The sequence below is a fragment of the Hansschlegelia sp. KR7-227 genome (assembly GCF_049446035.1).
In the GTDB taxonomy this organism is placed as follows: domain Bacteria; phylum Pseudomonadota; class Alphaproteobacteria; order Rhizobiales; family Methylopilaceae; genus Methylopila.
In genome coordinates this window covers 1,868,222-1,887,471 of record NZ_JBMSEA010000001.1, presented here as the reverse complement: position 1 = coordinate 1,887,471, position 19,250 = coordinate 1,868,222, and the positions used below count along the sequence as shown (strand labels likewise).

The 19,250-nt window shown below is 70.4% G+C and carries 18 protein-coding genes; 11 read left to right on the top strand and 7 right to left on the bottom strand.

Annotation, left to right across the window (positions count from 1 at the left end):
* Positions 1 to 87: 87 nt before the first annotated feature.
* From ACO2RJ_RS08825 to otsB, 6 genes are all read left to right on the top strand, one after another.
* Positions 88 to 1,545 (top strand): multicopper oxidase family protein, encoded by a 1,458-nt coding sequence (locus ACO2RJ_RS08825; protein WP_423267621.1) that lies wholly within the window; start codon positions 88 to 90, stop codon positions 1,543 to 1,545.
* A gap of 127 nt (positions 1,546 to 1,672) precedes the next feature.
* Positions 1,673 to 2,947 (top strand): di-heme oxidoredictase family protein, encoded by a 1,275-nt coding sequence (locus ACO2RJ_RS08820; RefSeq protein WP_423267620.1) that lies wholly within the window; start codon positions 1,673 to 1,675, stop codon positions 2,945 to 2,947.
* 23 nt (positions 2,948 to 2,970) lie between these two features.
* Entirely contained in the window at positions 2,971 to 4,020 is a 1,050-nt protein-coding gene (locus ACO2RJ_RS08815; RefSeq protein ID WP_423267619.1) for an imelysin family protein, read from the top strand.
* A gap of 4 nt (positions 4,021 to 4,024) precedes the next feature.
* Positions 4,025 to 5,131: a DUF1513 domain-containing protein gene (locus tag ACO2RJ_RS08810; RefSeq protein WP_423267618.1), complete on the top strand. Its 1,107-nt coding sequence runs from the start codon at positions 4,025 to 4,027 to the stop codon at positions 5,129 to 5,131.
* Positions 5,132 to 5,391: 260 nt separating this feature from the next.
* Complete coding sequence (locus tag ACO2RJ_RS08805; RefSeq protein ID WP_423267617.1) at positions 5,392 to 6,480, top strand: TRAP transporter substrate-binding protein; 1,089 nt, start codon at positions 5,392 to 5,394, stop codon at positions 6,478 to 6,480.
* Positions 6,481 to 6,631: 151 nt separating this feature from the next.
* Positions 6,632 to 7,438, top strand: a complete 807-nt coding sequence (otsB, locus tag ACO2RJ_RS08800; protein WP_423267616.1) for a trehalose-phosphatase — start codon at positions 6,632 to 6,634, stop codon at positions 7,436 to 7,438.
* A gap of 21 nt (positions 7,439 to 7,459) precedes the next feature.
* Here otsB and ACO2RJ_RS08795 read toward each other — a convergent pair whose 3' ends face one another.
* The 3 genes from ACO2RJ_RS08795 to puuE form a co-directional block, all read right to left on the bottom strand.
* The gene (locus ACO2RJ_RS08795; RefSeq protein WP_423267615.1) at positions 7,460 to 10,168 is read right to left on the bottom strand and encodes a glycosyltransferase family 2 protein; all 2,709 of its coding nucleotides are present in this window, start codon (positions 10,166 to 10,168) and stop codon (positions 7,460 to 7,462) included.
* Positions 10,169 to 10,510: 342 nt separating this feature from the next.
* Complete coding sequence (locus ACO2RJ_RS08790; protein WP_423267614.1) at positions 10,511 to 11,140, bottom strand: malonate decarboxylase holo-ACP synthase; 630 nt, start codon at positions 11,138 to 11,140, stop codon at positions 10,511 to 10,513.
* Positions 11,141 to 11,166: 26 nt separating this feature from the next.
* The gene (gene puuE / locus ACO2RJ_RS08785; RefSeq protein ID WP_423267613.1) at positions 11,167 to 12,099 is read right to left on the bottom strand and encodes an allantoinase PuuE; all 933 of its coding nucleotides are present in this window, start codon (positions 12,097 to 12,099) and stop codon (positions 11,167 to 11,169) included.
* A 173-nt stretch (positions 12,100 to 12,272) separates the two neighbouring features.
* On the opposite strand from puuE, the gene ACO2RJ_RS08780 reads away from it, so the two are divergent.
* The 3 genes from ACO2RJ_RS08780 to ACO2RJ_RS08770 all read left to right on the top strand — a co-directional run bounded on the left by ACO2RJ_RS08780 (position 12,273) and on the right by ACO2RJ_RS08770 (position 14,370).
* On the top strand, positions 12,273 to 12,704 hold the full coding sequence (locus ACO2RJ_RS08780) for a GNAT family N-acetyltransferase (RefSeq protein WP_423267612.1): 432 nt from the start codon (positions 12,273 to 12,275) through the stop codon (positions 12,702 to 12,704).
* A 152-nt stretch (positions 12,705 to 12,856) separates the two neighbouring features.
* Positions 12,857 to 13,861: an allantoicase gene (gene alc / locus ACO2RJ_RS08775; RefSeq protein WP_423267611.1), complete on the top strand. Its 1,005-nt coding sequence runs from the start codon at positions 12,857 to 12,859 to the stop codon at positions 13,859 to 13,861.
* A complete protein-coding gene (locus ACO2RJ_RS08770) occupies positions 13,858 to 14,370 on the top strand; it encodes an ureidoglycolate lyase (protein ID WP_423267610.1) in 513 nt (170 codons plus the stop codon). The genes alc and ACO2RJ_RS08770 overlap by 4 nt, the downstream gene beginning before the upstream one ends.
* Before the next feature lie 29 nt (positions 14,371 to 14,399).
* Here ACO2RJ_RS08770 and ACO2RJ_RS08765 read toward each other — a convergent pair whose 3' ends face one another.
* Genes ACO2RJ_RS08765 through ACO2RJ_RS08750 form a run of 4 tightly spaced genes read right to left on the bottom strand, consistent with a single transcriptional unit; the run spans position 14,400 to position 17,259 of the window.
* Positions 14,400 to 15,128 (bottom strand): amino acid ABC transporter ATP-binding protein, encoded by a 729-nt coding sequence (locus tag ACO2RJ_RS08765; RefSeq protein WP_423267609.1) that lies wholly within the window; start codon positions 15,126 to 15,128, stop codon positions 14,400 to 14,402.
* Positions 15,106 to 15,765, bottom strand: a complete 660-nt coding sequence (locus ACO2RJ_RS08760) for an amino acid ABC transporter permease (protein WP_423267608.1) — start codon at positions 15,763 to 15,765, stop codon at positions 15,106 to 15,108. Before ACO2RJ_RS08760 ends, ACO2RJ_RS08765 begins: the two co-directional genes overlap by 23 nt.
* Positions 15,762 to 16,436: an amino acid ABC transporter permease gene (locus tag ACO2RJ_RS08755; RefSeq protein WP_423267607.1), complete on the bottom strand. Its 675-nt coding sequence runs from the start codon at positions 16,434 to 16,436 to the stop codon at positions 15,762 to 15,764. The genes ACO2RJ_RS08760 and ACO2RJ_RS08755 overlap by 4 nt, the downstream gene beginning before the upstream one ends.
* Positions 16,437 to 16,470: 34 nt before the next feature.
* Positions 16,471 to 17,259, bottom strand: coding sequence for a transporter substrate-binding domain-containing protein (locus ACO2RJ_RS08750; RefSeq protein ID WP_423267606.1), 789 nt, complete (start codon positions 17,257 to 17,259; stop codon positions 16,471 to 16,473).
* Between the two features lie 481 nt (positions 17,260 to 17,740).
* Here ACO2RJ_RS08750 and ACO2RJ_RS08745 point away from each other — a divergent pair, with 481 nt between their 5' ends.
* Positions 17,741 to 18,499 carry a GntR family transcriptional regulator gene (locus ACO2RJ_RS08745; RefSeq protein ID WP_423267605.1) on the top strand — a complete coding sequence of 253 codons (759 nt, stop codon included), beginning with the start codon at positions 17,741 to 17,743 and terminating at the stop codon, positions 18,497 to 18,499.
* 3 nt (positions 18,500 to 18,502) lie between these two features.
* On the top strand, positions 18,503 to 19,249 hold the full coding sequence (locus tag ACO2RJ_RS08740; RefSeq protein ID WP_423267604.1) for an ABC transporter ATP-binding protein: 747 nt from the start codon (positions 18,503 to 18,505) through the stop codon (positions 19,247 to 19,249).
* The last annotated feature ends 1 nt before the right edge of the window (position 19,250 follow it).

Below are 19,250 nucleotides of genomic sequence, written 5' to 3'. Positions count from 1 at the left end.
GACGCGGCGCTGTCGTCGCCCGGCGCGAGGCTCGGACAGGAAAGAGTGTGAGGGCGGCATGATCACGGCGTTCGGGCAGTCGGGCCGATGAGCTGCCTCTCCCGCCGCGCGGCCCTCGGCGGCGGGCTTGCGGTCGCAGGCGCGGCGCTGCTGTCGGGGAGGGGCTTCGCGAGGCCGGCCGCCTTGCCGCCAAGAACGACGGCCCCGGCGACGGGCGAGCGGCGTCTGTCGCTGGTCGCGGCCGAACGGTCGGCGCGCCTGCTCGGGCCGGAGAGGCCGGCGACGCCGGTCTGGAGCTACGGCGAGAACCTGCTCGACGTCGTCCGGATCCGGCTGGGCGAGACCGTCGTCGCCGAGCTCGACAACCGATTGCCCGAGCACACCGCGATCCACTGGCACGGCCTCAGGATTCCGAACGACCAGGACGGCGTGCCCTATGTCACGCAACCCCCGGTGAAGCCCGGCGAGCGCCACGGCTACCGCTTCACGCCGCCGGACGCCGGCACCTTCTTCTTCCACCCGCATTGCGACACCGTCGCCCAGCTCGGCCGGGGCCTCGCGAACGTGCTGATCGTCGAGGGCGACGAGACCGCGCCTTACGACGCCGACCTGATGCTGACGCTCAAGGACTGGCGGATCGACGAGCAGACCGGCGCGTTCCTGGCCTTCTCGACGCCCCGCGGGGCGCTCCGGGCCGGCACTTTCGGCACGGTGCGCAGCGTCAATGGCGGACCGGCGCCGCGGCTCAGCGTGCCGGCGGGCGGCGACGTCCGGCTGCGGCTGCTCAACGCCGACTCGACCCGCGTCGGCGACATCGGCGTCGAGGGGGCGGAGGCCGCGGTGATCGCGATCGACGGCAACCCGGTGGCGCCGTTTTCCCTGAAGGACTGGCGCCTCGGCTCGGCGATGCGGCTCGACCTCGTGGTGCGCGCGCCGGCGGCGGGGAAGGAGGCGCGGCTGATGGACTTCTTCGCCGCCGAGCCCGTGCTGCTCGCGACGCTTGCCGGCGAGGGCGAGGACCGGCCGCGCCGCGCCTTCGATCCCGCGCCGCTCACCCGCTCCGCCGTGCCGGAGCCGAAACTGAAGGGCGCCGAACGGCTGAGCTTCGCCTTTGCGACCGCGAGCACGCGGAAGACCGCGCTCGCGGTCGCAGCCGACGACGATCCGCTCGCCGCCGCCATGCTCGACAGCCTGTGCGCGGCCACGACGACCAACTGGACGATCAACCGCGAGGCCTGGCCGGCCGGCGACCATTCGCGCCTGCCGAAGCCGCTCGCGCTGCTCCGGACGGGCCGGACCTACGTCGCCGAGCTCTCGAACGAGACGCCGCACGTGCATCCGATCCATCTGCACGGCTTCACCTTCAAGGTGCTGAAATCGTCGAAGCGCGCCCTGCCGGTCCATTTCGCCGACACCGTGCTGCTGACGCCGAAGGAGCGCATCACCATCGCCTTCGTCGCCGACCGCCCGGGCGACTGGATGATCCACTGCCATCTGATCGAACACCAGGAGACGGGGATGATGGGCTACCTCAAGGTCGTATGATGGAGGCGCGGGCGTGCTTCGAGACGGCGCTTCGCGCCTCCTCAGCATGAGGACGCCGGAAGGATTCGAACCACGGGAACGGGGCGTCGGGCCTGGGGCCGCGGGAGACGTCTCTACCCCGCCCCTCATGCTGAGGAGCGCCGCGCAGCGGCGCGTCTCGAAGCACGCAGGCGTTATCCTCCTCCGCCTCGCCGCGCTCTCGCTCGCCGCGGGCGCGCTCGGGGCGGGCGTCGCAGCCGCGGCGACCGGCGGGCTCGACGTCGCGATCGGCAATGCGGTGTTCGACCGGATGTGGGCGCAGGCGCCGGCCTCGACGCGAAACGCGGACGGGCTCGGCCCGCTGTTTTCGGCCCGCTCCTGCGCGAGCTGCCACGCGGCGGGCGGCGGCCGGACGACCTTCCGGCTCGGACGCGACGACCCGGCGGCGCATCCCGGCCTTGTCATCCGCCTCGGCGACGCCAAGGGGCGTCCCGACGCGACCTATGGCGCGCAGCTGCAGCCCAAGGGCGTCGCCGGCATAAGCGGGGAGGGGGCGGCGTCGGTCGCCTTCGCCGCGGCGTCGCACGGGCTCCCGCCGCGGCCGGAGTGGAGCGTGCGCGACTGGGGCTACGGCGCGCCGGACGGCGCGACCCGCGCATCGCCGCGCGTCGCGCTCTCGCTCGACGGCGTAGGAATTCTGGCCCGCGTGCCCGAGGCCGCGATCCTCGCGCGCGAAGACCCCGACGACCGCGACGGCGACGGCGTCTCGGGCCGCGCGCACCGCATGGCGACGCCGGACGGCGAGCGGATCGGCCGCTTCGGCTGGAAGGCGACCGAGCCGACGATCGAGGCGCAGGCGGCCTCCGCCTTCGCGCTCGACATCGGGCTGTCGACGACGCTGCGTCCCGATCCCGCCGGCGACTGCACCGCGGCCGAGGCCGCCTGTCGGGCCGGGCCGCACGGCGCGGCGCCGGGCGAGCCGGAGGTCGCGCCGCAGCTGATGGCGAGCCTCGTCGCGTTCTTGCGCGCGCGGCCGGCTCCGGAGCCGGCGAAAAGCGGCGGGCAAGGCCGACGGCTGTTCGCCGCGGCCGGCTGCGCCGCCTGCCATGCGCCCGAACTGCCGCTCGACGGCGGCGGGACGGCCGCGGCCTATACCGACCTGCTGCTGCACGACATGGGCGCCGGTCTCGACGACGGCATGGGCGAGGGCGCCGCGCGGAGCCGGGAGTGGCGCACGGCGCCGCTCTGGGGCGTCTCCGCCGCGCTGGCGCAAGGCTCGGGATTGCTGCATGACGGCCGGGCCGCCGACGTGTCCGCCGCGCTCGCCTGGCACGACGGCGAGGCGGCAGGCGCCCGAGCGCGTTTCGACGCATTGTCGGCAAACGATCGCAACGCTTTGATAAACTTCGTTAACGGGCTTTAGCGTTTCGCCCGGAGGACGCCCCGATGTCGCCTCGCCTCGCTCTGGCCGCCCTGATCGTCGCCGCGGCCTGCCTCCCGGCGCGGGCGGCTGCGCCCGATCCCGGCCCGCTCGCGGTCCGGGTGATCGAGAGCTATCTGCTGCCGCGTTACGACGCCTTCGCCGGGGCCACGGCGGAGCAGCGGGCGGCGTGGGCTGAGGCCTGCCGCGACGGCGACTTCGCGCCCGACATTGAGACCTTGCGCGAACGTTTCCGGACCGCGTCGGACGCCTGGTCCGCGGTCGAGCATGTCACCACCGGGCCGATCAGCCTCTCGCTGCGGCCAGACCGGGTATTCTTCGCGCCGGATCGCCGCAACGCGGTGGCGAAGGCCATCGCCGAACTCGAGACGCGCGCCCAAACGGGCGAGATCAGCGCCGAAACCATGCGGCGGACGAGCGTCGCGGCGCAGGGCTTTCCGGCGCTCGAGCGGCTGCTCTACGACAGCGACGGCGGCGACGCAGGCGCGCGCTGCCGGGTCGGGGTCGCGATCGCCGACAACCTGGCCGGGATCGCAGGCGACGTCGCGAAGGAATGGCGCGCCGACGACGGCCCCCTCGCGCGGCTGAAGCGCGGCGAGGGCGATCCCGTCCATTTCGCGGATCCGACCCAGGCGGTCGCGCGGCTCCTGACCGACCTCGCCGGCGGGGTCCAGCGCGTCAACGACGTCAAGCTGCTCGCCGTCATGGGCTCGTCCGCGGAGACCGCGCGCCCCAAGGCGGCGGAAGGCTGGCGGTCCGGACGCTCGGCGCGGTCGATCAAGGTTCTGGTCGCGAGCCTCGCGGCGGAGGCGCGCGCCTTCACGGAGGCCGCGCCGAAGGGCGTGGCCGCGAGCGACGGCAAGGCCTTCGCCGCCGCCTCCGCCGCGGTCGCGCAACTGCCGGACGACATCGGCGCAGCCGCCGCCGATCCCGCCCGCCGCAAGACGCTCGAGGCCGCCATCGCGGCGCTCAGGGCCGCGCAGAACGACGTCGCGAAGACGCTCGCCCCGGCGCTCGGCGCCACGATCGGCTTCAACGCGCTGGACGGAGACTGAGGCCATGCATCTCACGCGCCGCCACGCGCTCGGCGCTCTCGGGGCGCTGACGCTCGCCGGCCTGGCGCCGGACGTCGCGCGCGCCGACGGCTTTGCCGGCGTCATCGGGGCCGCGATCGACGCCGCGGGCGGCTTCCGGGTCGGCGCGATCGACGGAGCGCTGGGCGAAGCGGAAGGCGCGCCGGCGCCGGTTCGGCTGCACGCTCTGTGCCCGCGGCCGGACGGGCGGGAGGCGGTCGCGGTGGCCCGGCGGCCGGGCGATCTGGCCCTGGTCCTCGACGGGCGGGCGACGCGGGTCCGCGCCGTCTTTCGCGCCACCGAGGGCCGCAGATTCTCCGGCCACGGCGTCTATCGCGACGGCGGCCGCCTCTTCCTGACCACCGAGATCGACGCCGGGACCGGCGAGGGCGTGATCGTCGCCCGCGACGTCGCGGGCGGCTATGCGGCGGCGTCGGAGTTCCGGTCTTCCGGCGTCGGGCCGCACGAACTGGTCGCCGCCGGCCGGCTGATCGCGGTCGCGAACGGCGCGAAGGAGCCAAAGAGCGATCCGGGGGTCGCGGCGCTCGAGACGACCCGGACGCGGTCGAACCTCGTGATGCTCGATCCCGGGGGCGGCGCGGTCGATCGCACAGCCGAGCTCGACGACGATCTCGCCAGCCTCTCGCTGCGTCATCTCGCGACGACGCCGGACGGCGGCGTGCTGGTGGCGGCGCAGGACACCGAGGCCGGCGTGCGCGATCGACCGCTTGTCGCCCGCCTGGACGGCGCGCGGCTGAAATGGCTCGACGAGGACCTCGCCGTGACCTCGCGCTTCGCGGGCTATGTCGGCTCGCTGGCGGTCGATCGCTCCGGCCGTTTCGCCGCGGCGTCGAGCCCCAAGGGCGGCGTGGTCGCGGCCTTCGATCTCGCGGACGACGCGGCGCTCGGCGTCGTCGCCATAGCTGACGTCTGCGGTCTCGCCGTCGACGCCGAGGCGGGCCGCTTCATCGCGACCACCGGTCTCGGCGAAGTTCTGCGGCTCGCCGTCCATGAGGGCGGCGTCGCCGTCATCGAGCGACGGTCGGGGCCGCTGCGGTGGGACAACCATCTGGCGTCGCTTCCGCCGGCGTGAGGCGCTGCTGAAGTTCGCGCCATTCCGCCCCGCCCCGCTTGCCGGGGAAAGCCTGAAGTCGTAACGCATTACGCAGCCGTCGGCCGCGGCGTCACGACGCGGCCGGAGCTTTCCGCGAGGCTTCGCGCCTCATGGAGCGGCCGTCCTCGGGACGGGCCGTCGCGACGCGATTCTCGCGGCGCCGGGCTCTCGCAACGACGCGGCGGGACTGTCGGGAGCAAGCGGCCGCAACAAGACGGGCCGCGCTGAGGAGAGGTGCAATGGAACGTCGCAAATTTCTCGCCGCGGCGGGCGCAGGCGTAGCCGGCTCGGTCGCCCTGGCCGCGCCCGCGATCGCGCAGAGCCAGCCCAAGATCAAATGGCGCATCGCGTCGAGCTTCCCCAAGTCGCTCGACACGATCTATGGCGGCGGCGAGACCTTCGCCAAGGCGATCTCCGAAATGACCGACGGCAATTTCTCCGCGCAGGTGTTCGCCGCGGGCGAGCTGGTGCCGGGGCTCGAAGCCGCCAACGCCGTCACCAACGGCACGGTCGAGGCCTGCCACACCTGCTCGTATTATTACGTCGGCAAGGACCCGACCTTCGCGCTCGGCACGGCGGTGCCGTTCGGCCCGAACGCCCGCCAGATGAACGCCTGGCTGCGCTCGGGCGGCGTCGAACTGCTCGACAAGTTCTACGCGCAGCACAACATCGTCAACCTCCCCTGCGGCAACACCGGCGCGCAGATGGGCGGCTGGTTCCGCAAGGAGATCACCAAGCTCGACGACCTCAAGGGCGTCAAGATGCGCATCGCGGGCCTCGCCGGCCAGACGATGGCGCGCCTGGGCGCCGTGCCGCAGCAGATCGCCGGCGGCGACATCTATCCGTCGCTCGAAAAGGGCGTGATCGACGCCGCCGAGTGGATCGGACCCTATGACGACCACAAGCTCGGCTTCTACCAGGTCGCGAAGAACTACATGTATCCCGGCTGGTGGGAGGGCGGCCCCTGCATCCACCTCTTCATCAACAAGGCCAAATGGGACGAGCTGCCGGCGAACTACAAGGCGATCGCCAAGGGCGCGGCCGCGATCGCGAACGAGACCATGCTGGCGAAATACGACGCCCAAAACCCGAAGGCGCTGCGTGAGATCGTCGGCTCGGGGGTCAAACTGAGGCCCTATCCGCGCGACATCATGGAGGCCGCCTACAAGGCGAGCCAGGAGATCTACGCGGATCTCTACACGAAGAACGAGTGGTTCAAGAAGATCCACGAGAGCCAGACCGCCTTCCGCAACGAGGAGGTGCTGTGGTTCCGCGTCGCGGAGCTGCCGTACGACAGCTTCATGGCGCAGATGCAGAGCCGCGGCTGAGGCGGCGGATCGAAGCAGGCGTCCGGGCGATCGTCCGGACGCCCCCTTGGTCGGCGCCGGAAGCCGTCGCGCCCCGGCGTCGCGCTTGTCCGCAGGCGCGCGCTGACTATCTAGCTGTCATACGCAGGTTCAGAGTTGAGGAGCGACGGCCATGGGTCCTGACGCCATGTCGGCGGACGCCGTCGCCACGGCCCCGAACGGCCGCGCGGCGCTGCCGCCGACTCCTCCGAACTTTCCCGACGGCGTGGCGCTGTTCCTCGACCTCGACGGCACCGTGCTCGACCTCGCCTCGACTCCGGGCGGCGTCACCATCGAGCCGGAGACGGTCGCCGCGATCGGCGTGCTGGCGCAGCGGCTCGGGGGGGCGCTTGCGGTCGTCACCGGCCGCAGCCTCGCCGACGTCGATCATATTCTCCGGCCGCTGCGGCTTCCGGCGGCCGCGCTGCACGGCGCGGAGCTGAGGCGCTTCGGAGGCGGAAAGACGGGGGCGGCCGTCGAGGCCCCCCACCCGCCGCAGCGGCTGACGGCGGCGCTCGGCGCCTTCGTCGACGCGCGTCCGGGCCTCAAGCTCGAGGACAAGGGCGCGAGCGTCGCGGTGCATTACCGCGCGACGCCGGAGCGCGAAAGCGAGGTGCGCTCGCGGATCGGCGATCTCGTCGCCCAGCTCGCCCCGGACCACGAGCTGCAGCCCGGCAAGATGGTCGTCGAAGTGCGTCCGCGCGGCTGCGACAAGGGCGCGGCGCTGAAGGCGATGATGCAGGACGCGCCCTTCGCCGGCCGCGCGCCGCTGATGCTGGGCGACGACCTGACCGACGAGTTCGCCTTCAAGGCCGCCGCCGAACTGGGCGGGTCCTCGGCGCTGGTCGGCGCGGTCGAGCGCCACTCGGCCGCGGCCTACGCGCTCGCGGACCCGGCCGCGGCCCGCGCCTGGCTCGCCGCGCTCGCCGCCCACGGCTGAGACGCCGCGGCGGGCGGCCGCTCAGACCCGCAGGATCGAGCGGAACGGCGCGCCGTGGCGGAAGAAGTTCACGTTGTAGAACGGGTCCTGATTGACCACGTGGCCCCAGCGCTCGAGGAACGCTTCGCGTTCGCGCTTGTGGCGTTCCTTCTTCTCGGTGGTCGTGTCGAAGCCGCGCGACTTGCTCTCGAAATGGAACAGCGTCGCGTGCGGCGTGTAGAGGTTGCTGTAGCCGGCCTCCTGCAGGCGCAGGCAGAAGTCGACGTCGTTGAAGGCGACGCCGAAGGTGATCTCGTCGAAGCCGTTCATCTCGTCGAACACCGACTTGCGCACGGCGAGGCAGGCGCCGGTGACGGCGCTGACCTTGCGCACCAGCTGGTTGCGGCCGAAATAGCCGCCTTCGCCCGAATGCGAGCCCAGCCCGTCATGGCCGGCGACGCCGCCCATGCCGATCAGCACGCCGGCGTGCTGGAACATGCCGTCCTCGTAGAGCAGCTTGGCGCCGACCGCGCCGATCTTCGGGCGTAGCGCGAGCGAGGCGAGCTCGGTCAGCCAGGTCGACGACTGCACGAGCGTGTCGTTGTTGAGGAAGACCAGCACCTCGCCCTTGGCCTTGCGGGCGCCCTCGTTGTTGATCGCCGACCAGTTGAAGGCGCCGCTCCAGACGTGGCGCGAGATCACCTCCTTGTCGTGCAGCACCTGGAGGTAGCGCTCGGTCTGCAGCTCCTCGCTGTCATTGTCCATGATCAGGATCTCGACGTCGCCGGGGTAGTCGAGCAGCGTCGCCTGGATCGAGGTGATGCACGGACCGGTCAGGTCGTTGCGGTCGCGGGTCGGGATGATGATCGAGACGCCCGGCGCCGGATCGGGCAACTGCCAGACGATGCGCGTCGTGAACTGCCGACGCTTGCCGGTCCCGGTGGCCTCGTTCTCCGCCGCGCCCTTCTGGCCGGTGCGCGCGAGGTGCTCGGTGACGAGCTTCGCGATGCGGTTCTCGATCGAGACGATGTTGTCGTCGGTCGTCGACATCGATCCCTCGGTCGTGCGCCAGTGATAGAGGATCTGGGGCACGTGCAGCACCTCGCCCGGACCGACCTTCTCGGCGACGCGCAGCATGTAGTCGTGATCCTGGGCGCCGTCGAACTCGCTGTTCAGCGGTCCGACCTCCTTCGCGACGTCCGCCCGGACCGCCACGAGGTGACAGATGTAGTTCTGGGTGAGCAGCAGTTCGTCGTCGAAGTCGGGCTTGAAGAACGGGGTGTGGTGGACCCGCTCGGCGCGCTTGTCGGTGAAGCGGTCCTCGTCGGAGTAGATCAGCTTGTAGCGGCTGGTCTGCAGCGCCTTGGCGTAGGCGAAGAGCGCGTCGTCCGTCAGCACGTCGTCATGGTCGAGGAACACGACGTAGTCGCCGGTGGCCGCCTCGAGCGCGACGTTCGTGTTCGCGCTGATGCCGAGGCGCGTCTCGGACGTCTTGAACACGAGCCGGTCGTCTTCGCCGAAGACCCCGTCGACGACCGACTGGATCTGCTTGATGTTCCGGGAGCCGCCGTCAGAGACGACGATCTCGAAATGGGGATAGATCTGCCGGCGCACGCTGTTCAGCGCGTCGCGCAGGAAGCCCGGATCGGTCTGGTAGGTCGGCATCACGACCGAGAAGCGCGGCCGATAGGCGAAGCCCGCGACCTCAAGGTTCATCTGGCGGCGTTCGGCGGCGGAGATGAAGTGCCAGTCGAGGGCGACGTCCTCGAAGCGCTCGACGGGCACGGTCGCCTGCCGGATGGCGCGGGGCAGCTGGGCGCTGATCTGGCCGATCTTGGACTGCAGCGCGGCGATCTCGGCGCGGAGCCGCGCGATGTCGTATTGCGTGGCTTCGTTGGGCAGCTCGACCTTGAGGCGTCCGCCGATCGGGGTCTTCGACGCCCAGTCGCGCACGCTCACCGTGAAGGAGCCCGCCGGGAACAGCTGGCGCAGCTTCGGCGAAGTCATGAGCTCGAAGCCGCACATCCCGTCGCCGCCGAAATGCTCCTGCACGTCGCGCCGGAACAGGTTGGCCTCGGTCGTGCCGAGCAGCAGATTGTCGCCGAACACCTCGACCTTGAGCGGAGCGCCGCGGTCGCCCGCGTCGAACGCCCAGCCGCGCACGGCGGCGCCCTCGAAGCCGTCGACCGATCCCTGGATCGCGGTCTGCTTCGCCGCCGGAACGGCCCTCATCTTGGCGGCCGCTTTCCTGAGGCGCGGCGGCCAGGTGGGCTCGACGCCGATCGTCTTCACCGCCTCGTTGAAGCGCTCGTCGAGCATCAGGCCGAGGAAGAAGCTCCGCCAGTCCGGGGCCGTCGGCAGCAACTCGTTCGCGACGAAGGAAAGGCCGAGCTGGGCGTCGAACCACTCCGCGATGTCGCGCGGCACCATCGAGCCTTGCGCGTAATGCGGCAGCGTCGCGCCGGTCGCGATCGGATCAATCACCGCCGCCGTGAACTTGTCCTGCCGCATGCAGAACGACATGAACGACCGGACATTGGCGTCGAGCCGCTTGGCGATCCGCTCCTCGGAGACGTTCGTCTCGCCGAAAAACAGGAAAAAGCAACGCTCGATGTCGGAGCGCGTGGCGGTCACCGGCGCGAGAACCGGCGCCGCCTTCGCGGAGACCACCGCCTTTTCGGTCTTGCCGCCGAAGGAGAACAGACCTCCGAAGGCGCCCGGCTTCTTCGGCTTTTGCTCGGCGGCCGACATCTTCGCTCCTTGGCTGGCGACGCAGCGCGCCCAATCGCCACGAACGGGACGACGGAGCGCCGGTCTTCTGGTCGCGCTTCCCCTATCACAGGACCGGCCTCGCCGGGAACGGGCGCGTCGTCCCCGAAATGTCGCACATGCGAAAGGCGTGTGCGCACTGCGGCGCCGCGCCGCCAACATAGCGGTCGGCGCGCGCGGAAACGTCCGTAGTGTTGCGTATGAAGGCTCCTCGCTCCGCCGGCGCGAGCAGGCCGTCATGCGCCTGCAGGATCGCGCGGACGCTGATCCCCTCGGGCGGCCGGCCAGCGCTCCGTCGGATCGGCGGGACGCGACCCGTCCTCGTCACCCGACCCCGGCGATCAGGCGCGCGCGGGCGACGAGGCGGGGGCCTTCGCTGGTCCGCGCCATCACCTCGTCCGCGCCCGCGAGCAGTTCGCCGAGGGCGACGGCGCCGAGCGGCGTCTCGACGACGACGTCCACGCGAAGCGGGGCGCCGGCCGCACGCCCGGCGATCGCGGCGAGCCTCGCCCCGTCGATCGGCGGAACGGCGCGCAGCACGATGTCGAGATCGCTCGCCCCGGTGAGCGCGGGCCGGCCGCTTGCGAGCTCGAAGCCCGCCGCGCCGACCGGTCCCCACGGCAGGCCGCTCCGGTCGAGGGCCGGCGCGAGCGCCTCGAGCGTCGCGAAGGCGGGGTGGGGGCGGGGAGGCGCGCGCCCCAGCCGGCCGCCTGGCGCGAGGTCTTCCGGCCGCGCCCGCTCGGCGACCGCCGCCGGCGGAAGCCACGCCGCGAACCGCTCCGACCGGTCCGCGCCGCGCACGCCGACGGACACGCGCCCGCCGCGGCTCGCGGCCCGTCGTACGACGACCCAGGGCGCGGCGGCGAGCGACGGCCCGACCCAGGAGGGCGGGTCGACCGCCTCGAGCGCGTGGGCGTCTCGGAGGCGCAGCAGATCGTGCGGCCGCAGGTCCATCGATTGGCCGATCCCGTCGGGGGCCTTCAGCCGGCGGAGGCGCCGGGATGCGGGACCTGCGCCATGAACGCCCGCGCCACGTCGATCCGGCGCGCGATCCACACCTTGTCATGGCCGAGGACGTAGTCGAGGAACCGCGTCAGCGCCGCGATCCGCCCGGGACGGCCGATGATCCGGCAGTGCAGCCCGACCGACATCAGGCGCGGCGTGTGCTCGCCTTCGGCGTAAAGAGCGTCGAACGAGTCCCTGAGATACTGGAAGAAATGCTCGCCGGTGTTGAAGCCCTGCACGGCGCAGAACCGCATGTCGTTGGCATCGAGCGTGTAGGGCACGACGAGGTGCGGGCGGTCGACCATCGCGCTCCAGAACGGCAGGTCGTCGCTGTAGTCGTCGGAATCGTAGACGAAGCCGCCCTCCTCGGCGACGAGGCGGCGGGTGTTCTCGCTGGTCCGCCCCGTGTACCAGCCGAGCGGGCGCGCGCCGCACAACCTGGCCTGGATCTCGATCGCGCGCGCCATGTGCTCGCGTTCGATCGCCTCCGGCACGCCGTGATAGTTGATCCAGCGGTAGCCGTGCGAGCAGATCTCGTCTCCGTACCGCAGCACGGCCTCAGCGACGGCAGGGTTTCGCTCGAGCGCCATGGCGACGCCGAACAGCGTGAAGGGCAGCCCGCGGCTGCGGAACGCCTCCAGCACGCGCCAGACGCCGACCCGCGAGCCGTATTCGTAGAGCGACTCCATGCTCTGGTGCCGCGCGCCGGGGTAGGGGACAGCGGAGACGATCTCGGACAGGAAGGTCTCCGACGCGGGATCGCCGTGCAGAACGCAGTTCTCCGCGCCCTCCTCGTAGTTCACCACGAACTGCAGCGCGACCCGCGCGCCGTCCGGCCAGCGGAGGCGGGGCGGCGTCGGCCCGTAGCCGAGCATGTCGCGCGGATAGGCGCGGTGGTCAGGCGGCATGAGCGGCTCTGCGGGCGGTGGCGGTCCGGGCGGGCGCGCACTCTACCAAGCCGCGCCGGGCCTGTCTCTCGGCGGGCGGCGCCGCATCAGTTCGAAATCCGTGGCCGTCGCCGAACGCCTCGCGTGGGATCCGCGCCGCCTGTATGCTCGGCGGGGCGCACGGGAGCGGTCGCATGAGCGTTCAGATCACGCTGGAGGATGCCCCGGACGAGGCGACCCAGCACGCTGTTTACGAGGGTCTTACGCGTTTCAACGAGGCGCGCGTCGGCCCCTGTCCAACGCTCCCGATCTGGGTGGTCGCGCGCGACGGAAACGGCGTGGTGATCGGCGGCGTCCAAGGCGTCGTTTCGTGGACGTGGCTCTATCTCAACATGCTTTGGGTAGACGATTCCGCACGTGGCGCGGGTTTGGGCTCGAGCCTTTTGAAGCGTGCCGAAGAGGCGGCGGTCAACAGGGGATGCACCGACGTCTTCCTTTACACTTTTAGCTTTCAAGCTCCCGAATTTTATCGACGACACGGCTACGAGGTCTTCGGAGACCTTGAATGCTTTCCTGGCGACAATCATCAGTTTTGGATGCGAAAGAAGCTTTCGAACGCCTCGTAGGACGTGAAGAGGAATCAAGCGCTGGACAGCAGACCCTCACAAGAAGGCGTCCGGGCGCCGTTTCAAACCGGCGCGCCGCCGGGCGGCGCGGCGGCTCGACAAGGCCGGCTCCGGATGGTACCCGCGGCCTTGAGTTTTCAAGGCTTTGAAACATGATCCGCGATCCCGCCGCGCCCGACTTCATCTACGACTACGTCAATCTCGCCTCGCCTCTGCTCGGGGCGGAGGCGGTGCTGGCGTCGGACGAGTTCTTCGCGGCCAAGGAGCGGGTCCTGAACGACGCGCCGGCGGTGTTTCTGCCCGACGCCTTCGACGACCACGGCAAGTGGATGGACGGCTGGGAGACGCGCCGGCGCCGCAACGGCGGCAATGACTGGCTGATGATCCGGCTCGGCGTGCCGGGCGTGGTGAAGGGCGTCGACATCGACACTTCGCACTTCACCGGCAACTACCCGCCGGCGGCCTCGATCGAGGCGCTCTACAGCGACCAGACGCCCGATCCCAACGGCCGCTGGCGGCCGCTGGTGCGCACCATCCCGCTGTCGCCGAGCCAGCACCACTACGCCTCGGTGTCGGACGTCGACCCGGTGAACTGGCTGAAGCTGTCGATCTTTCCCGACGGCGGGATCGCGCGGCTGCGCGTCCACGGCGTGCCGTTCCGCGAATGGACCGAGGCCGAGCGCGACGGGGAGATCGAGCTGTCGGCGGCGAAGAACGGCGGCCGGGTGATCGCCTACAACGACGCCCATTACGGGAACGTCATGCGCCTGCTCTCGGAAGGCCGCGGCCAGAACATGGGCGACGGCTGGGAGACGCGCCGCAGGCGCGAGCCTGGCGCCGACTGGATGATCGTCGCGCTCGCAGCCCCCGGACTCGTCGAGCGGATCGAGGTCGACACCGCGCATTTCAAGGGCAATTTTCCGGACCGCTGTTCGATCCAGGCCGCGCGCGTCGAGCAGGGCACGCAGCAGTCGCTGATCACCCAGTCGATGTTCTGGCAGGAGCTGCTGCCCTCTCAGAAGCTCGAGGCCGACCGCCTGCACGCCTTCGGCGCGGAGACGATCGCGACGCTCGGGCCGATCAGCCATGTGCGGTTCAACATCTTTCCGGACGGCGGCGTCTCCCGCCTCAGGCTGTTCGGCAGGCTCGCGGGGTGACCGCCGGCGGCCCCACGCTCGCGCCGGAGCCGCTGACCAAGGCCGCCTTCGCGCCGTTCGGCGACGTGATCGAGACGGCGGGGGCGATCACCCGCGAGATCAACCAGGGCTTCGCGCTCCGCCGCCACGACCTCGCGAACATCGACGTCGGGGCGGAGGGCGGCCGCCCGATCCTCTCGATCTTCGAGGCGAAGCGCCGCCCGTGCCCGATCGCGATCGACATGCTGGAGCGCCATCCGCTCGGCAGCCAGGCGTTCTATCCGCTGTCTCCGGACGACTGGCTCGTCGTCGTCGCCGAGGGCGGCGCGACGCCCGAACTCGCGACGTTGCGCTGCTTCCGGGCCGGCGGGCGGCAGGGCGTGAACTACGCCGTGGGCGTCTGGCACTTTCCCGTGCTGACTCTCGCCGAGCGGCAGGATTTCCTGATCGTCGACCGCGACGGACCGGGCGAGAACCTGCGCGAGCACGCCTTCGCCCCGCATGAGGTCGCGTCGATCCGGATCGGCTGATCGGGGATTGATCGTCGCGGCGCGCGGCCTCAGTGCTGCGCGCCGAGGAACTGGCGCAGCTCCGGCGTCTTCGGGTCGCCGAACACGTCGGCGGGCCGGCCGATCTCGTGCACGCGGCCGAGATGCATGAAGACGACGCGCGAGCAGACGTCGCGGGCGAAACGCATCTCGTGGGTGACCATCAGCAGCGTCATGCCTTCCGCCGCGAGCTCCTTCACGACCGCGAGCACCTCCTGCACGAGTTCGGGGTCGAGCGCGGAGGTGACCTCGTCGCAGAGCAGCGCCATCGGCTGCATCGCGAGCGCGCGGGCGATCGCGACGCGCTGCTGCTGGCCGCCGGAGAGCTCGTCGGGATAGGCGTCGAACTTGTGGCCGAGGCCGACGCGGTCGAGCATCTTCTGCGCCATGGCCCGGGCTTCGGCCTTCGGCGTCTTCTTCACCACCATCTGCGAGAGCATGACGTTCTCGCCCGCGGACTTGTGCGGGAACAGGTTGAAGCCCTGGAAGATCATGCCGACCTTGAGCCTGAGCGCCTTGAGGTGCAGCTCGTCCGGCGCGAGCTGGGCGCCGGCGACCTGGATCGAGCCGGCGTTGATCGTCTCCAGCCCGTTGATGCAGCGCAGCAGCGTGGACTTGCCCGACCCGCTCTTGCCGATGATCGCGATGACCTCTCCGGCTTCGACGTTGAGGTCGATGCCCTTCAGCACCTCATTGGCGCCGAAGCTCTTGCGCACGTCAGTGATTTCGATGAGCGACATTGAGCCTCCTCTCGAGGTACTGGCTGGACTTCGACAGCGGGAAGCACAGCGCGAAATAGATCAGCGCGACGAGGCCGTAGACGGTGAAGGGGAGGAAGGTGGCGTTGGTGACGATCGAGCCCGCCTTCGACAGCTCGACGAAGCCGATGATCGAGGTGAGCGACGTGCCCTTCACGACCTGGACGGAGAAGCCGACCGTGGGCGGCACCGCGATCTTGAGCGCCTGCGGCAGGATCACGTAGCGCATCTGCTGCAGCCGCCCCATGCCGAGGCTGGCGGACGCCTCCCACTGTCCCTTGGCGATCGCCTCCACGCAGCCGCGCCAGATCTCCGCGAGGAAGGAGGCGGTCCACAGGATCAGCGCGACGCCGGCCGCGAGCCAGGCCGGCACGTTGATCCCGAACAGCGCGAGCCCGAAAAAGGCCAGGAACAGCTGCATGAGCAGCGGCGTGCCCTGGAACAGCTCGACATAGCCGATCGCGACGAGCCTCACCCAGCGCGTCTTGGAGATCCGCATGAACAGCAGCAGAAGGCCTACGATCGCGCCGCCCGCAAACGAGACCAGCGACAGCACGACCGTCCAGCGCGCCGCGAGCAGCAGGTTGCGCAGGATGTCCCAGGTGGTGAACTCGATCATCGCCCCACCGCCCGCTTCGGAAACAGCGCCCAGCCGAGCCCCCTGAGGAGCTGGCGCAGCGCGATGGCGAGCGCGAGATAGATCAGCGTCGCGACGATGTAGGTCTCGAAAGCGCGGAAGGTGCGCGACTGGATGAAGTTCGCGGCGAAGGAGAGGTCCTGCGCCGCGATCTGCGACACCACCGCCGAGCCCAGCATCACGATCACGATCTGCGACGACAGCGCCGGCCAGATGCGCTGCAGCGCCGGGACCAGCACCACGTGCCGGAAGGTCTCGAACCGGCTCATGCCGAGGCTCCAGCCGGCCTCGAACTGGCCTTTCGGCGTCGCCTGGATGCCCGCGCGCACGATCTCGCAGCTGTAGGCGCCGAGATTGATCACCATGGCGAGCAGGGCCGCCGTCAGCTCGCTCATCTGCACGCCGAGCGAGGGCAGGCCGAAGAAGATGAAGAACAGCTGGATCAGGAACGGCGTGTTGCGGATCAGCTCGACATAGGCCGCGACGATCGGCTTCAGCCAGGCCGGCCCGAGCGCCCGCGCCCAGGCGCAGGCGATCCCGAGCGACACGCCGAGCGTCGCGCCGACCAGGATCAGCCAGACCGTGACCCAGAGCCCGGAGAGCAGCACGTCCCAGTAGTCGGCGAGCCAGGAGTAGTCGAAGACGTAGATCATGCGCGGCCTCCGAAGGGTGCGGGCGCGGCGGCCTTCACAGATCCTTCGGCAGGTCGGTCTTCAGCCATTTCTGGGCGATCGCGTTCATCGTCCCGTCGCTCTTGGCGGCGGCCAGGATCTCGTCGAGCTTCGCCTTGAGGGCCGGCTGGTCCTTGTTGAAGCCGATGTAGCAGGGCGAGTTCTTGATCAGGAACTTGAGCTCCGGCTTCTTCGGCGGATTGCGGGCGAGGATGGCCGCCGCCACGACGTTGCCGGTCGCCACTACGTTCACCTGGCCCGAGAGGAAGGACGAGATGGTGCCGTTGTTGTCCTCGTAGCGCTTCACCGTGGCGCTCGCCGGCACGATCTTGCTGAGCTCGAGATCCTCGACCGATCCGCGGGTGACGCCGACCGACTTGCCGGCGAGGTCTTCGGCCGACTTCACGTCGACCGAAGCGGGGGCGAACACGCCGTTGAAGAACGGGGCGTAGGCGGTCGAGAAGTCGATGACCTTCTCGCGATCCGGATTCTTGCCGAGGCTCGAGATGACGAGGTCGACCTTGTTGGTCTGGAGGTAGGGGATGCGGTTGGCGCTGGTGACCGGCGTCAGCTCCACCTTCACGCCGAGCTTCGCGCCGATCATGTTCGCGACGTCGATGTCGTAGCCCTGCGGGGCCATGTCGAGGCCCACGCTCCCGAAGGGCGGGAAGTCCTGCGGGACCGCGATGCGCACGCTGCCGCGCGCCATGATGTCGGCGAGCGCGTCGGCCCGCGCCTCGCGAGCGGGCGCGAGACCGAGCGCCAGGACGGCGGCGAAGGCGAGGAGGGCTCTGCGGGTCATCATGGATGCATGCGTCCTGTTCGTCTTTTTGCGCGGAATGGAAAGGTCGTGCGGAGTCGTCGCGCGCGGGTGCGGCGGGAGGAGACGGCGGCTCCGCGCGGAGGTCGAGAACGCAAGCGACATGCCACCTGAAATGGCGCCGGCCGCGCCGGCTCGCGGCCGGTCGGGGATCGTCGGAGGCGCGTCGTCCGCGCCGAAAAACGACGTGCGGTCTGTTGGCCTTGCCTATTTTTTAGTCACCAGACCGACGTTCCGCTCGAACGCCGGGACGGGCTCCGCCCGCCGTCGAAGGGCCTGACCGACCGTGAGGCCGCACGCTCGCCTATGGCGCACCGCTCACTACACCCCGTCCATCCGGCCGTCGCCGCCGTCGACCAGGTGAGAGACATCGCCTGTCGCGTCGGCGCAGGGCGCCCACAAAACCCGCTTGAGCATCCCAAATTAGGTTTGTAGGCTGCTCACCAGTTTCTCGTGGAGCGGTTAGATGGCGGACGGAAGAGGCGGTCAGCGACCCGTCGGCCATATGGCCGAGATCGCCATGCCGGACGCGACCCTTAGGGGCAATCAGGCCTATGACCTCATCCGCCGGGAGATCGTCTCCTGCCGGATCATGCCGGGCGCCCGCTTCACCGAAGCGGAGATGATGGACCGCTTCGCGCTCGGCAAGGCGAGCCTGCGGATCGCGCTGCAGCGGCTGACGCAGGCCGGGCTGCTGGTCTCGATCCCGCGCCACGGCTACCGGGTCGCGCCCGTCACCGTGAAGGACGTCGACGAGGTGTTCGCGCTCCGCATGGTGCTGGAGCCGTTCGCGGCGCGGCTCGCCTCCGGCCGGGTCAACCGCGTCCAGCTCGAACGCCTCGAACACGCCTGCCGCGGCCAGATGCCGGGCGACGTCGGAAACCAGCTCGACTTCTTTCTCGAAGCGAACCGCAGCTTCCACATGGCGATCGCCCAGGCTTCGGGGAACGGCCGGCTCTGCCGGATGCTCTCCGGCCTGCTCGACGAGATGACGCGGCTGGTCGCGCTGGGCTTCGGCGTGCGCCGCGAGCGGCCGAACATCGAGAACGACCACACTTTGATGATCGAGCATCTCGTCGCCGGCGACGCCGCGGCGGCCGAGCAGGTGGCGTGCCGCCATGTCGAGACCTTTCGCGAGATGACGATGCAGCGGGTCATGGCCAGCCTGAAGGAGGCGGCCGCGATCGTGCCGCTCCGGCCGGCCGGCGACGCGTTCGGAGACTGAGCGGTGGCGTCTGTGAAGGTTCAGTCCGTCAGCAAATGGTTTCCGCGTCGCGATGGCGAGCCGCTGCACGTTTTGCAGAACATCGACCTCGACGTGCCGGAGAAGACGATCGTCGCGATCGTCGGCGCCTCGGGATGCGGCAAGTCCACGTTGCTCAACATCATCGCCGGGCTGATCAAGCCCGACCGCGGCTGCGTGTTCCTGAACGGCGTCAAGGCGAGCGAGTTCAAGGACTGGCGCTCGATGACCTACATGTTCCAGGAGGACCGGCTGCTGCCCTGGCGGACCGCGGCGCAGAACGTCGCCTTCGGCCTCGAAGCGGCGGGCGTCGGCCGCGCGGAGCGCAAGGCGCGCGTCGCCGAGACGCTGGAGCTCGTGGGGCTGTCGCAATTCGCGAAGGCCTATCCGCACGAGCTGTCCGGCGGCATGCGCAGCCGGGTCGCGCTCGCCCGAAGCCTGGTGACGCGCCCGACGCTGCTGCTGATGGACGAGCCGTTCTCGAAGCTTGACGCGACCATCCGCTCGCAGATGCACGACGAGGTGCTGCGGATCGCGAAGCTCATGGACATGACGATCGTGTTCGTGACCCACGACGCCGAAGAGGCCGTGGTGCTGGCGAAGCAGGTCGTGGTGCTGAATCCGCGGCCCGGCCGCGTGCGCGAGACCCGCATGATCGATCTCCCCTATCCCCGCGACCCGTCCGCGCCCGCCGTGCACGAGCAGGCCCGCGCCTTGCGCCAGAGTCTCTGAC